Consider the following 12,878-nt stretch of genomic DNA (forward strand, 5'->3'; position numbering starts at 1 on the left):
AAATGTTTGAATTGGTTCTTCTCCGCTGAAGCGACGACAGCAAGCCGATCATCAAGCGCGGCCGGATGGCAAAGCCGCGTTTGGGGGGGCATGCCTTTTGGATCGGAGCGGTAAGATCTACCCCGTTGGGATTTTTCGATTTCCGGTGGCCGTGGTGAATGAGCAGATTGTTGCCTGTCGTCGGGTCGAAACCAGTAAGTCGCGACATGCCCTGAAGGCGGTATCGGAATTCTGGCGCCGACCGCTTGCCAGAATGAAGGCGTTGGCGGTTCTCAGAAAGATCCGCAGATGGTTGCAGACGTAAGCTTGTGCGCTCAACACCCTGCGCGCGTTTGCATGACCTCACAATGCCCAAAGCCGTGGCGTCCCGCGATATCGGTAAGCTGTTGAAAACTGTATCAAGCATACCTCAACTGAAGTGCGGCACGAGCCCAAGAGGTTCGACCCGACGCCCACGCGGATGCCGCTTCTTTTGCAGATCAGGCCACGAAACAGAACCCGGTCAAAACATGTTTCTTTGAAGATGGTTGCAAAACGCCCTTGGTGCGATTGACCCTTGGGCGAGTGGTCATTGCTGCTGGGGGAGTTTTGTGCGACATTAACCTCTGAGTTGAACATTATCTGGGTGCAACATCCAAGGCCTTATGTATCGGTTCGGTATTGGGGATTGCAGAACCAGACCAAACTATATAGCAGCCGAATTGAAGCACGAAATAAGCATCACGGAAGAATTACAGTGAGCGATAGACATACTTACGAATACGACATTGATATGAACAGTGATGTAGCACCCGCACGTGTGCTGCGCATGGTAAAGCCCGGGTCCAAGGTGCTTGAGATCGGGGCCGGGCCTGGTTCGATCACGCGCCATCTTTCCGGTACTTTGGAATGTGATGTTGTGGCGCTCGAGATCGACCCTTCGGCGATCGAAAAGCTAAAACCGTTTGCCCGTTCGGTGTACCCGATGGATCTCAACGATGCTTCATGGAGTGACATCGTTCGCGAAAAAGACGGGGTATTCGACTACGTGATCGCAGCAGACGTTCTGGAACACGTTTACGACCCGTGGAGCGTTCTTTCAGGCATGAAATCGCTGTTGAACGACACGGGATCGGTTATTCTATCGCTGCCGCATGTTGGCCATGCAGCGATTGCCGGTTGTCTTGTCGATGAAGATTTCGAATATCGTGACTGGGGCCTGTTGGATAGAACCCATGTCCGGTTCTTCGGCATCAAAAACGTTCAGCACCTGCTCAATTCGCAGGGTATGAGCATTGAGCAAGCCGAATTTGTGGTTCGTACGCCAGAGATGACGGAGTTCTGTCACCGGTGGAGTCGTCTGCCACAGGATGTCCAGGCCGCCTTGCAGCGCAATCGCTATTCCCACGTCTTCCAGGTCGTAAGCAGATCGGTCCCCAAAGAACGTGCCGAGAATGATATCTACCTGATGGGCTTGCCCGTCGAACAACCCGATGAAGAGACCAGGCAGCATTGGACCAACATGATGGCAGGTCTGCCCCTGTCCGAAGAGATTGATCTGCAATCGACTATCGGGCCGGTGGACGCGAGCGCCGCTTCCCGAGTCGAGCCCGGCCCACTGGCGAAGAAGAAAAAAAAATCTCTGGCGCGGCTGTTGGGGTTGAAGAAGTAATGTCCTCGACAATCACGGATCGTGAATTCGGCAATATCAGGACAATTGCCTTCTACCTACCTCAGTTTCATCCGATTCCGGAAAACGATGAATGGTGGGGCAAAGGGTTCACCGAGTGGACAAATGTTGCAAAAGCCAAGCCGCTTTTCACCGGGCATTATCAGCCTCATCTTCCTACGGATCTGGGGTATTATGACCTGCGTGTCCGCGAAACGCGGCTTGAGCAGATCGAGATGGCCAAGGCCAGCGGAATTGATGGTTTCTGCTACCATTACTACTGGTTTTCCGGAAAGCGCCTGCTCGAACGTCCCGTCGACGAAATGCTTGCGGATCCCGAAAGCGATATGCCGTTCTGTCTTTGCTGGGCGAATGAGAACTGGACCCGCCGCTGGGATGCGGCCGAGCACGAGATTCTCATTGAACAGAAATACAAGCCCGAGGATGATCTGGAGTTCATCAAGTCGATCGAGCCGTTTTTCCGGGATCCCCGCTACATTACATTAGATGGCGCTCCGTTCCTGATTGTTTATCGGCCGCAGCATCTGAAGAACTCGCGCAAGACCGTGCAGGTCTGGCGTGATTATTGCGCCTCTGTCGGAATTCCGAAAATCCATCTGGCCTGTGCGCTGACGCATCGAAACTGGGACTACGCGTCATACGGGTTTGATTCCGGTGTGGAATTCCCGCCCCACAGCATCAACGTGCCCAACCTCTCGCCAGAGGTGGACCTGTTCGACGAATTCCAAGGCCATTGCGTTGATTTTTCAGCGATCGCAGAACAGTATCTGGGTCACAGCTATGGGCCCGAGAACAATGTTCATCGATCGGTTTTTCCGTCCTGGGACAACACTGCCCGGCGGAAGGAAAATGCCATGGTCGTATTGAACGGAACACCGGAAAACTACGAATACTGGCTTTCGCGTGCCTTGCGCAAAACCGCGCAGGATTTCCCTGACCAGGAACGTTTTGTTTTTGTGAATGCATGGAATGAATGGGCGGAAGGATGTCACCTGGAACCGGATCGCGAGTACGGGCATGGGTTTTTGCACGCGACCAAGGCCGCTCTCCAAGGTTCAAAGCTGACCGACTGGACGCATGTGGGTGTGCCCGAGATTTCGCGCCGTGGCGAAACTACGGAAGGCATCGCGCATCCTGTTCCATATGGTGCCAATAAATCATTGGCCAAACGTGCTTTCCGTCTTTTGCGCGATACGGTCAGCGGTCGCTTGCTGAAGCAATGGCTGTCCGCAGCCCGTACAAAATAGAAAACCACGCTGGATTGAGTTGCATGAAAGTCCCAAGTACTTGTCATGCAACTCTGCCTCGTGCTTTGCATGGAAAAATAGGTTTTCTTTGTCATAGTCGGCACGACGCGCCTTAGTACGAGAAACTGCATGTCCATCAAAGATACCCTGCTTTACCATCTGCTGACCGCTGCGTCGAAACTCAGCCCACCTTTGTCGCCACGTACGGCAAGACGGTTCAGAAATTCAGCCAAGAAAAGAGACCCCAAACGGGGTTGGGACAAACCGGGGCAGTCAAACAGGCAGGGATTTGAAGCCGTTGGTCAGGCTGAAGAGTTCAAACCCTTCGACCCGCCTGCGAAAGCTGATCCCGCAGTACGGGCGATCGCGCATTACCTGCCGCAATTTCACCCATTCAAAGAGAATGATGAATGGTGGGGCAAAGGCTTCACCGAATGGACCAATGTCGGAAAGGCCGTTCCGAATTATCCGGGCCATTACCAACCTCATTGTCCGATTCATCTGGGTTACTACGACTTGCGGTTGCCAGAGATCATGGTCGAACAGGCGCGGATCGCGAAGTCTTACGGGATAGGAGGGTTCTCCTATTACTACTACTGGTTCGGCGGAAAGACCCTGATGGAACACCCGCTCGAACAAATGTTGGGCAATCCTGAAGTCGACATGCCTTTTTGCCTGACATGGGCAAATGAAAACTGGACGCGCCGATGGGACGGGCGGGCGCATGACGTTCTTATCGCGCAGAACCATTCGATCGAGGATTCCCTGAATCTTCTCCGCCATATACGCAAATACTTTGATGATCCGCGCTACATTCGGATTGATGGGAAACCGGTTTTCATCGTTTACCGTGCGAACATCATACCGAATATCGAAGAAACAACCGCGGCATGGCGAAAAGAGGCGCAGAGCTGGGGCGAGCCGGACCTGTATCTCATCGCTGCCCAGACTTTCGATATTGGCGATCCCGAGAAACTGGGTTTCGACGCTGCTATGGAGTTCCCTCCGCATCAGGTAAAGCGCACCGACATCACGGATGAGATGGGGATCTACAATCCAGAGTTCACAGGAGCCGTTCTGGATTATCAAGCCGTGGTCGAGGCAGAGCTTCAAAAGCCGGAACCTGAATACAAGTTGTTTCGGTCCTCCACGCTTTCCTGGGACAATACCGCGCGCAATCAGGATGCTCCTCGGATTATGGGCCGGTTTTCAATCGATGCCTACAGGCGCTGGACGGAACATTTGTGTCGTCAGGTTCTTGCGCAGGAAAAATACAGTGCCGACGAAAAAATCGTTTTCATAAACGCATGGAACGAGTGGGCAGAGGGGACTCATCTGGAGCCTGACCGAAAATATGGCTTTGCCTATCTTCAGGCGACGTATGACGCGTTACCCAAGAAGTCTGAAAGTCAGATCAATACGTGATGTTTCCGACCTTGAGATTTCGAGGACCTGACGGTTGGCGCCTCTGATATCCTGATGTCACATGTTGCCCGGGGTTCCGTATCAATTCTGATCGACCCTATGATGCTGTTCCGTATCGTTCGCTCTGACGGTGCGACCTGCGATTTGGTCGAACATCCATTGTACGGCTTCGTCGCCGTCGGACCGGATATGCCGATAAAGGCGAAGTTCGATCGGAGGCACTTCAACCGGCAACCTCAACATGCGCAGCCCCATTTCACGCGCGCTGCATTCGGTCAGCGTGGCGACCATATCTGTCTTGTGCAGAATGTCCCGGATGTTCAGATAGCTTTGCATCTGAAGCCCGAGTTTGCGCCGCGCCCCCAGTTTGCGCAGGACGATGTCGACCGGACTCGCCCCCTGAGGTCGTGAGGAAACATGCAGATGTGTCAGCTGAAGATAACGCTCCAGCGTCATTGGGCCCGTACCCAGAGGGTGGTCGGGTCGCATGGCGCAGACATAACGGTCCTTCATGATGGTCCGGCTGATCAGGTCTGAACTGTCCGGCATCGGAATGTCCGACGCGATGTCGATCGTGCCCTGCTGCAACGCCTTGCGCGTATCCCTTCGGGGAATGCGCACGAGGCTGAGTTCGACCTGCGGTGCCGTGCGTTGAAACCCGGACAAAAGCCCGGGCAGGATGATGAGGCTGTGAAGGTCGACCAAACTGACCCGGAACAGCCGTTTGCTGGTAAACGGGTCGAACCGTTCACCCTGTGCCGATGCGGCTTGCAACTGGTGGAGAGCGGCTGAGATCCTGTCCGAAATGCTCTCAGCCAGGGCCGTGGGTTGCATCCCCGTGCCGGTTTTCACGAAAAGCGGGTCGTTCAGTGTCTTGCGCAACCGGGTCAGGGCGTTGCTGACGGCCGGTTGCGTGATCGACAGGCGTTCGGCAACACGGGTCAGGTTTCGCTCGGTATAGATGGCGTCGAAAACAACAAAAAGATTCAGGTCGATCTTGTTGAGCTTGGTCGTCATGTCATTCACCAGATTTATGCCGACGATCATGCAAGTAAATTTCACAAATGTCATTGGTGGCGGTAAGCTGTAAGACATCCCGGCGGAAAACGGAGATTTGTGCATGACATCATCCGGCCTCGAACTCGATACCGAGCGGCTTTCGACATATTTGGGGCGCCACATCGAAGGTTTCGCCGGTCCGTTGTCCTATCAAAAGTTTTCGGGCGGGCAGTCGAACCCAACCTATCTGCTGAAGGCCGGTGGTTCGAAATACGTGCTGCGCCGCAAACCGCCGGGCGACCTGCTGCCTTCGGCCCATGCCGTGGATCGGGAATATCGTGTTCTCAAGGCACTTCATGGCACTGCGGTTCCGGTCGCCAAACCTTACGTGCTGTGTGAGGACACGGATGTCATCGGTTCCATGTTCTATGTCATGAGCTTCCAGGAGGGTCGGATCTTCTGGAACCCGGCGCTTCCTGAGTTGGGCGTGGCGAACCATCGCCCGATTTTCGACGAAATGATCCGCGTTCTGGCCGCGCTGCATTCGGTTGACACAGGTGCCGTCGGCCTGTCTGATTTCGGCAAACCGGGGAATTACTTCGAACGCCAGTACAGCCGCTGGACCAAACAGTACCGCGCTGCGGAAACCAGTAATCTTCCCGAGATGGAACAGCTTATGGGCTGGCTGGCCCGCAATCTGCCGGATGGTGACGGTTCGGTCAGTCTGATCCACGGCGATTTTCGCATCGACAACTTTATCTTCGCTTCGGATACCCCGCAGATTGCTGCGGTTCTGGATTGGGAGCTGTCGACGCTGGGCCACCCGATGGCTGACCTGGGCTATTTCTGTGTCTGTCTCCGGTTGCCGCCGACCGGTCTGATCCGGGGGCTGCAAGGGCTGGATCGCGCTGCTTTGAACATCCCTTCCGAAGCTGAGATGATCGAGCGGTATTGTTCGCTGCGTGACCTGCCAGAGATTGAAAACTGGACCTTCTATCTGGCGTTTTCCTTCTTCCGGATGGCTGCGATTGCACAGGGTGTTTACAGCCGTGCGCTGGCGGGAAATGCATCGAACGAGAACGCGATGGCGTTCAAGGGTCTGGTGGCCCCTCTGGCGCAAATGGCGCTCGACGAAATCGCCGCTGCAACGCACTGAAGAGGATCACTATGGATTTTGCCCCATCACCACGCGCCGAGGAAATGCACGACCGGCTAAAAGCCTTCATGCAGGCGCATATCTATCCGCGCATTCGCGACCACAAAGAGGAAATTGAAGCCGGCCATTTCCCGGTTTCGTTCATGGAAGACCTCAAGTCGCTGGCCCGCGCCGAGGGGCTTTGGAACATGTTCCTGCCCTCCTTGCGGGATGATGAGCCCGGTACGCGGCTCAGCAATCTTGATTACGCGCCCCTGGCCGAGTTGATGGGGCAGGTGAGCTGGTCTTCGGAAGTGTTCAACTGCAACGCGCCGGATACCGGGAACATGGAATTGCTGCACATGTTCGCCACGCCCGAGCAGCGCGAAGAGTGGTTGGTGCCGCTGTTGAACGGCAAGATCCGCTCGGCCTTTGCCATGACCGAGCCGGATGTGGCGAGTTCGGACGCGACCAACATAACGACATCCATCCGGCGCGCGGGGGATGAATACGTCATCAATGGCCGCAAGTGGTTCATCACCAATGCGTGCCACCCCAACACCAAACTGTTCATCGTCATGGGCAAAACCAACCCGAACGCCGATCGCCATAAACAGCAAAGCATGATCATCGTTCCAAAGAATACGCCCGGTTTGGAGATCGTGCGCAATCCGACGATCCTGAACATGCACGATCCCGAAGGGCATGCTGAACTGGTTTTCAAGGACGTGCGCGTCCCGGCCGGCAATCTGTTGGGTGAAGAGGGCAGCGGCTTTGCACTGGCTCAGGCGCGGCTTGGGCCGGGGCGTATTCATCATTGCATGCGTTCGATCGGGGCGGCAGAAATGGCGCTGAACCTGATGGTGGAACGTGCCCAGGAACGGAAGACATTTGGCAAGAAGCTTTCGGAACAAGGCGTGATCCGTGAATGGATCGCGAAATCCCGGTTGGAGATCGAACAGGCCCGGCTGTTGACCCTGAAGGCGGCCTGGAAGATAGATCAGGTAGGCGCGAAAAAGGCGTTCCGCGAAATATCCCTGATCAAGGTTGTGGCGCCGCAGGTGCATGCAAAGGTTACGGACCGTGCAATGCAGGTTTTTGGCGCAATGGGCATGACACCCGACACGCCATTGGCCGACAGTTACACCTGGGCCAGGGCGTTGCGCTATGCGGATGGGCCGGATGAGGTCCATCTTCAGGCTATTGCCAAACAGGAGTTGAAGAATTCCAATTATGGGATGTCCGCGCAATGGCTGACGCCGCCTCTGCGCTAGGTCAGGGCAGGGACGGCATCACCGGAATATCCCGAAGAAATGCAAGCCGAATTGCCCCGTTTTCCTGGGTATTCGGATACGCAGCATGCCGCGCTATGTTCCGGCGGCAAGCAAGTCACTCGCTTTTTCTCCGATCATGATCGCCGGAGCGTTTGTGTTGCCGCTGACGATTTCGGGCATGATCGAACAATCCGCGACCCGCAGGTTTCCGATGCCGCGCACCTTTAGCGCAGGATCTACGACTGCGGTTTCATTCGTACCCATCGCACAGGTCCCCGTTGGGTGATAGATCGAAACGGAATTCGACCTGACCCAGTCCAGCGTGCCCTCGTAATCGTCGGTCGAAAGTTGTGACGTCGGGCGGAACTCTTCGGAAATCTTCGATGCCAGCGGATTGTGCTGAGCGATTCTGCGGGCGATGTTCACACCGTCAACGATGGTCCGGCAATCCGTTTCCGTCGACAGATAGTTCGGAATGATCTTCACATGCTGTGACGGGTCCGGGCCGTTCAGATGCAGTTCACCCCTGCTTTCCGGCCGCAGCTGGCACACGGACATGGTGAAGGCGGAAAACGGATGTACGCCTTCGCCGGGGCTGTCGGCGGACCAGGGCTGCACATGGAATTGAATGTCGGGTGTTTCCACGTCCGGGCGTGTTTTCATGAATCCGGTCGCAAGGCTGGCCGCCATGGTCATCGGACCTGCCCGGAACAAAGCGTATTTGAGCGCGATACGGGCCTGATTGATCAGGCTGCGCACCTCGTCATTCAATGTGGGCTCATTGCATTTGAAAACGAGACGGGCCTGCAAATGATCTTGCAGCCTTTTGCCGACATTGGGCAAGGCATGGACCGGATCGATCCCGTTTTTCTTCAGGTGGTCCGGGTCGCCGATACCCGACAGCATCAGAATTTGAGGAGAGTTGATTGCCCCACCGGACAGGATGATTTCGCGCCGAACCTTCAGGGTTTTCTCATTGCCTGCGCGATCCCGATAGACAAGTCCCGTCGCCTGTTTCCCATCCAGCGTTATGCGTGTCACCAATGCGTTTGTGATGATGTTCAGGTTTTGCCGGTTTCGAATGGGTTTCAGATACGCCACGGCCGAGCTGCACCTGCGCCCATTGCGCGTGGTCAGCTGAAAATACCCCACGCCTTCCTGATCTGCGCCGTTGTAATCCGGATTGAACGGGTATCCGGCGGCTTGCGCTGCCGCGACCCATGCGTCGCAGATCGGCCGCTGAATGCGCATGTTCGACACCGACAGCGGCCCACCGACGCCGTGATACGGGTCTTCGCCGCGCTCTTGATCTTCGCTGCGTTTGAACAGCGGCAGCACGTCTTCCCAGCCCCAGCCGACATTCCCCATCTGGCGCCAGCGGTCATAATCTTCCTTTTGGCCGCGCACATAGAGCAGACCGTTCAGTGAGGATGAGCCGCCCAGCACTTTCCCGCGCGGCCAGTCGATCGAGCGCCCGTTCAGACCGGGATCAGGCTCGGTCCTGTAACACCAGTCCACCGAAGGGTTGTGCATGGTCTTGAAATAGCCAACCGGGATGTGGATCCAGGGGTTGGTATCGCGGCCGCCGGCCTCCAGCAACGCGACGGTCGTGTTGGGGTCGGCGCTGAGCCGGTTGGCGATGACACAACCCGAAGACCCCGCGCCAACTACCGCATAATCCACTTCCATGACCGCCTCCTTCCAACGTCGTTGAAAAAAACTCTATGCAAGATGCAAGAAATATACTAGCATTTTTTGATACAAAACGTCTCAATAATTGCGAACAGGGAGGTAAGCAATGGAGATTGGTCGGAAACTGAGTGGTATTTCGCGGCGGGATTTTTTCCGGGTGGCGGGGCGCTATGGCATGAGCTCGACGCTGCTTGCAGCAGGAGGGTTTGGCGGGGCGATGAGCCTGGCCAACCTGGCGCAGGCGGCGGAATCCACTTATGAAAAACGCTTTTCGAAAGAACCGAAGCACACGTTGAAATTTGGTGCGTCGGGCTTCAACACCCGCAACCTGCTGATCGAGCGCGCCGGCGCCATCGAATTCGCACGCGATCTGGAAGAACGGACCGATGGCGAGATTCGGATCGAGTTCATCGGCGACAACCAGATTTGCGGACAACTGAGCTGTGTTGAAAAAACCCAGCAGGGAATCGTTGATATCTACGCGGCCTCGACCCAGAATTCGGCCGGCGGTGCGCCTTATCTGAACGTTCTGGACTATGCCTACATGTTCCCCAGCCGGGCGGCGCAGTATCATTTCTTCTACAGCCCCGCCAGCCAGCGCATCCTGCGCGACCCGCTGGAAAAGCGGCACGGGCTGAAATTCCTGTTCACCCATTGTGAACTGCGCGGTCTGCAAATGGGCTCGACCTTTGCCGACAAGCCGACCGTCACCAAGCTGGAAGAGTTGTTCGGCACCAAGAACCGCGTGACGGGCACGCAGCTTGGCCGGATCGCGATGCAACTGCTGAACCTGAACCCAGTGCCGGTGGCATGGGAAGAAACGCTGGATGCGCTCAAGACCGGTCTGATCGACGGTGCGGAAACCTGGGCTTCGGCGGTGGCATATGCGAACATGGCGCCTGTGGTCTCGCAATCGGTGAACCTGAAGTTCTTCTGCGGTACCGAACACACTTCGATGTCTGCCAAAGTGTTCGACGGGCTGGGCGGCGAGTTGCAGGATGCCGTGATGGAATCGTCCTACTTCACCCAGGCGCTGATCCAGGGCGCGAACGAGGCGGCGCTGCTGAACACTGTCGGATTCTCGGATCCGCAATTGCCGCATACCATATTCGCGGAAAACGGCGTGCGCCCGGCCTTCCTGCCGGAAGACCAGATCAAGCTAGCCGAGGAAATGTGCGCTCCGAACTACAACCCCGAGCCATGGGCGCAGTGGCGCGAGCGGCTGAACAAGTGGGCCGGTGGCATCGACACATACCAGGAGATCTACGACATCGCGCGCGAGATCCCCGCGGACACGCTGCCGGAAAATGTCGAGCCGCGCCGCTGGTGGAAGGGCGAGGCCTGATTAGACTGCCAGAACCGGCCCGAAGGGGCCGGTTCAATCAATACCCACTGGGAGGACGGGCTTCATGTCACTTTGGGCAGACATTGGCGCAATATTCAGCGCTTTTCTCAGCCAGGATTCATTTGAGATACAACTCGCTCTGGAATCCGACGCCGCTTGGATCGTTGGTGCGGTCGTTGCCGCGATCGGGGGTTTGTTGGTCATGCTGATCTATCGCAAGGTGCCGCTGATCGAACGTCATCTAGAGCGGTCGGTCATGGTGTATTCTTATCTTGCCATCGCGCTGATCATTTTCTGGGGCGTGATCGACCGGTTTGTTTTCAATGATCAGGAACCCTGGTCCACGACCATTCCTCCGCTTCTTTTCATGGTGATGGCCTGGTTTGGAGCGTCCTACAACGTACGCTTGCGTACGCATCTGAGTTTCAGTGAATTCCGCACCGCTATGCCCCGCGGCGGGCAATTAGCCTGCCTGTTTCTTGACGCCGTGCTGTGGTTCATCTTTGCGGTGATCGTCATCGTGACCACCTCGCGGCTGGTGGCGCTTTCGGCCTCGAACTTTCAGATCGTTCTGGGCACGGACAATATCATGCAGTGGTGGTTCCTGCTGGCGGCACCATTGTCATTCTTCTTGATGGTCGGTCGCGTGTTTCAGAACCTCGCCGATGATTTGCACAACTGGAAAACAGGCGAGCCGCTGATCAAGCAGGCCGTGATCGGGGCAGACTGATGACAGACGGAACACTTGTTACACTGATCTCGTTGGGGGTCACCTTTCTGTTCATGCTGGGCGTACCGGTGTTGCTGGTCATCGGTTACTGGGTCATAGGTTGTTCCTTTGTCCTTGGCCTGACGCTGGACAATATGGGGGCCGAACTGCTGAACGTCTTCAACAAGGGCTTCGCCCTGTTGGCGATGCCGCTGTTCATCCTGACCGGAGACCTGATCAACAAATCCGGCATCGCGCGACGGCTCAGCGATTTTGCCTATGCCTGCCTGGGCTGGATACGCGGCGGGCTTGCAATGGCGTCGCTGGGTGCCTGCGGGCTTTTTGCGGCGATTTCCGGGTCGAATTCGGCCACGACGGCGACCATCGGGTCGATGCTGCACCCCGAGATGGTAAAAGGCGGCTATGACGAACGGTTCAGCGCAGCGACCGCTGCTGCGGGCGGCACTGTCGGTATCATCATCCCCCCTTCGATCATCTTCATCGTCTATGGCTTTCTGATGAACCTGCCGATTTCCGAATTGTTCGTGGCCGGTATTCTGCCCGGTGCGCTGATGGTCATCGGGATGCAGGTGGCGTGCTGGATCATCTGCCGCATGAACGGGTGGGGCTATCTGATCCCACTGCAATTGAACCGGGTGCTGAAGACAGCCTTTGGTGCCTGGCTCGGCTTTTTCGCCATTGGTCTTGTGCTTTGGGGCATTTATACCGGCAAGTTCTCTCCGACAGAGGCCGCGGGTGTGACCGTGGGCTTTTGTGTCATCGCGGGGCTGGTCAGCTACCCGATCAACCGCATCATGGGGGCCCGGAACGATATACCGCCAACCGAAAAGAGCTTCGCTGAAATGTTCGTGGTCGAAGGGTTCACGATTCCTGAGATCCCCTCAATCGTCATCAGGTCTGCGCAGATTACGGGTATCCTGGCCCCGTTGATCGCGATTTCGGTGGTGATGCAGCAAATCCTGTCCCTGCTTGGTGCTCAGGAAACAATCGGAAACTTCGTGACCTCCATGGGGGGCTACCATGCGGTTCTGTTCACATCGATGGTAATCGTCTTCTTCTCGGGCATGGTGCTGGAAAGCCTTCCGGTCACGATCATCCTGGCCCCGATCCTTGCGCCAATCGCGGCCTCGGTCGGAATTGATCCAATCCATTTCTCGGTCATCTTCCTGGTCGGGGCGTCCATCGGGTTTATCACGCCACCATATGGGCTTAACCTTTACGTTGCTTCAGGCGTGACGGGTGTGCCGTATTTCCGGTTGCTGCGCTATACGGTGCCGTACTTGGTGGCCCTGCTGTCGGTCTGGATATTGGTGTCGCTGGTGCCCGGACTGGCCTTGATCCTGCTGCCAAATAACTAGAATG

The 12,878-nt window shown here is 56.3% G+C and carries 10 protein-coding genes; 8 read left to right on the forward strand and 2 right to left on the reverse strand.

From position 1 onward, the window contains the following. Positions 1-556: 556 nt before the first annotated feature. The 3 genes from ACR0DJ_RS12725 to ACR0DJ_RS12735 all read left to right on the forward strand — a co-directional run bounded on the left by ACR0DJ_RS12725 (position 557) and on the right by ACR0DJ_RS12735 (position 4,341). Positions 557-1,651 (forward strand): class I SAM-dependent methyltransferase, encoded by a 1,095-nt coding sequence (locus tag ACR0DJ_RS12725; RefSeq protein WP_480685210.1) that lies wholly within the window; start codon positions 557-559, stop codon positions 1,649-1,651. Next, positions 1,651-2,916: a glycosyltransferase WbsX family protein gene (locus ACR0DJ_RS12730; protein ID WP_170347138.1), complete on the forward strand. Its 1,266-nt coding sequence runs from the start codon at positions 1,651-1,653 to the stop codon at positions 2,914-2,916. The genes ACR0DJ_RS12725 and ACR0DJ_RS12730 overlap by 1 nt, the downstream gene beginning before the upstream one ends. A 129-nt stretch (positions 2,917-3,045) precedes the next feature. Further along, on the forward strand, positions 3,046-4,341 hold the full coding sequence (locus tag ACR0DJ_RS12735) for a glycosyltransferase WbsX family protein (RefSeq protein WP_480685212.1): 1,296 nt from the start codon (positions 3,046-3,048) through the stop codon (positions 4,339-4,341). Positions 4,342-4,422: 81 nt separating this feature from the next. Here the strand turns inward: ACR0DJ_RS12735 and ACR0DJ_RS12740 are convergent, their stop codons facing one another. Then, on the reverse strand, positions 4,423-5,412 hold the full coding sequence (locus ACR0DJ_RS12740; RefSeq protein WP_480686273.1) for a LysR family transcriptional regulator: 990 nt from the start codon (positions 5,410-5,412) through the stop codon (positions 4,423-4,425). 49 nt (positions 5,413-5,461) lie between these two features. Between ACR0DJ_RS12740 and ACR0DJ_RS12745 the strand changes: the two genes are divergently transcribed. Both ACR0DJ_RS12745 and ACR0DJ_RS12750 read left to right on the forward strand, forming a co-directional pair. Then, positions 5,462-6,496 (forward strand): phosphotransferase family protein, encoded by a 1,035-nt coding sequence (locus ACR0DJ_RS12745; RefSeq protein ID WP_480685214.1) that lies wholly within the window; start codon positions 5,462-5,464, stop codon positions 6,494-6,496. An 11-nt stretch (positions 6,497-6,507) separates the two neighbouring features. Next, on the forward strand, positions 6,508-7,749 hold the full coding sequence (locus ACR0DJ_RS12750; protein WP_480685215.1) for an acyl-CoA dehydrogenase family protein: 1,242 nt from the start codon (positions 6,508-6,510) through the stop codon (positions 7,747-7,749). A 93-nt stretch (positions 7,750-7,842) separates the two neighbouring features. On the opposite strand, the gene ACR0DJ_RS12755 is transcribed toward ACR0DJ_RS12750, so the two are convergent. Beyond that, positions 7,843-9,438: a GMC family oxidoreductase gene (locus tag ACR0DJ_RS12755; RefSeq protein ID WP_152460476.1), complete on the reverse strand. Its 1,596-nt coding sequence runs from the start codon at positions 9,436-9,438 to the stop codon at positions 7,843-7,845. Positions 9,439-9,547: 109 nt separating this feature from the next. Between ACR0DJ_RS12755 and ACR0DJ_RS12760 the strand changes: the two genes are divergently transcribed. The 3 genes from ACR0DJ_RS12760 (at position 9,548) to ACR0DJ_RS12770 (ending at position 12,874) form a co-directional block, all read left to right on the forward strand. Beyond that, the gene (locus ACR0DJ_RS12760) at positions 9,548-10,786 is read left to right on the forward strand and encodes a TRAP transporter substrate-binding protein (protein ID WP_170347147.1); all 1,239 of its coding nucleotides are present in this window, start codon (positions 9,548-9,550) and stop codon (positions 10,784-10,786) included. Positions 10,787-10,850: 64 nt separating this feature from the next. Continuing rightward, positions 10,851-11,516 (forward strand): TRAP transporter small permease, encoded by a 666-nt coding sequence (locus ACR0DJ_RS12765; RefSeq protein ID WP_152460474.1) that lies wholly within the window; start codon positions 10,851-10,853, stop codon positions 11,514-11,516. After that, positions 11,516-12,874, forward strand: a complete 1,359-nt coding sequence (locus ACR0DJ_RS12770) for a TRAP transporter large permease (RefSeq protein ID WP_170347151.1) — start codon at positions 11,516-11,518, stop codon at positions 12,872-12,874. The genes ACR0DJ_RS12765 and ACR0DJ_RS12770 overlap by 1 nt, the downstream gene beginning before the upstream one ends. The last annotated feature ends 4 nt before the right edge of the window (positions 12,875-12,878 follow it).

Source organism: Ruegeria sp. BF10 (assembly GCF_056538725.1).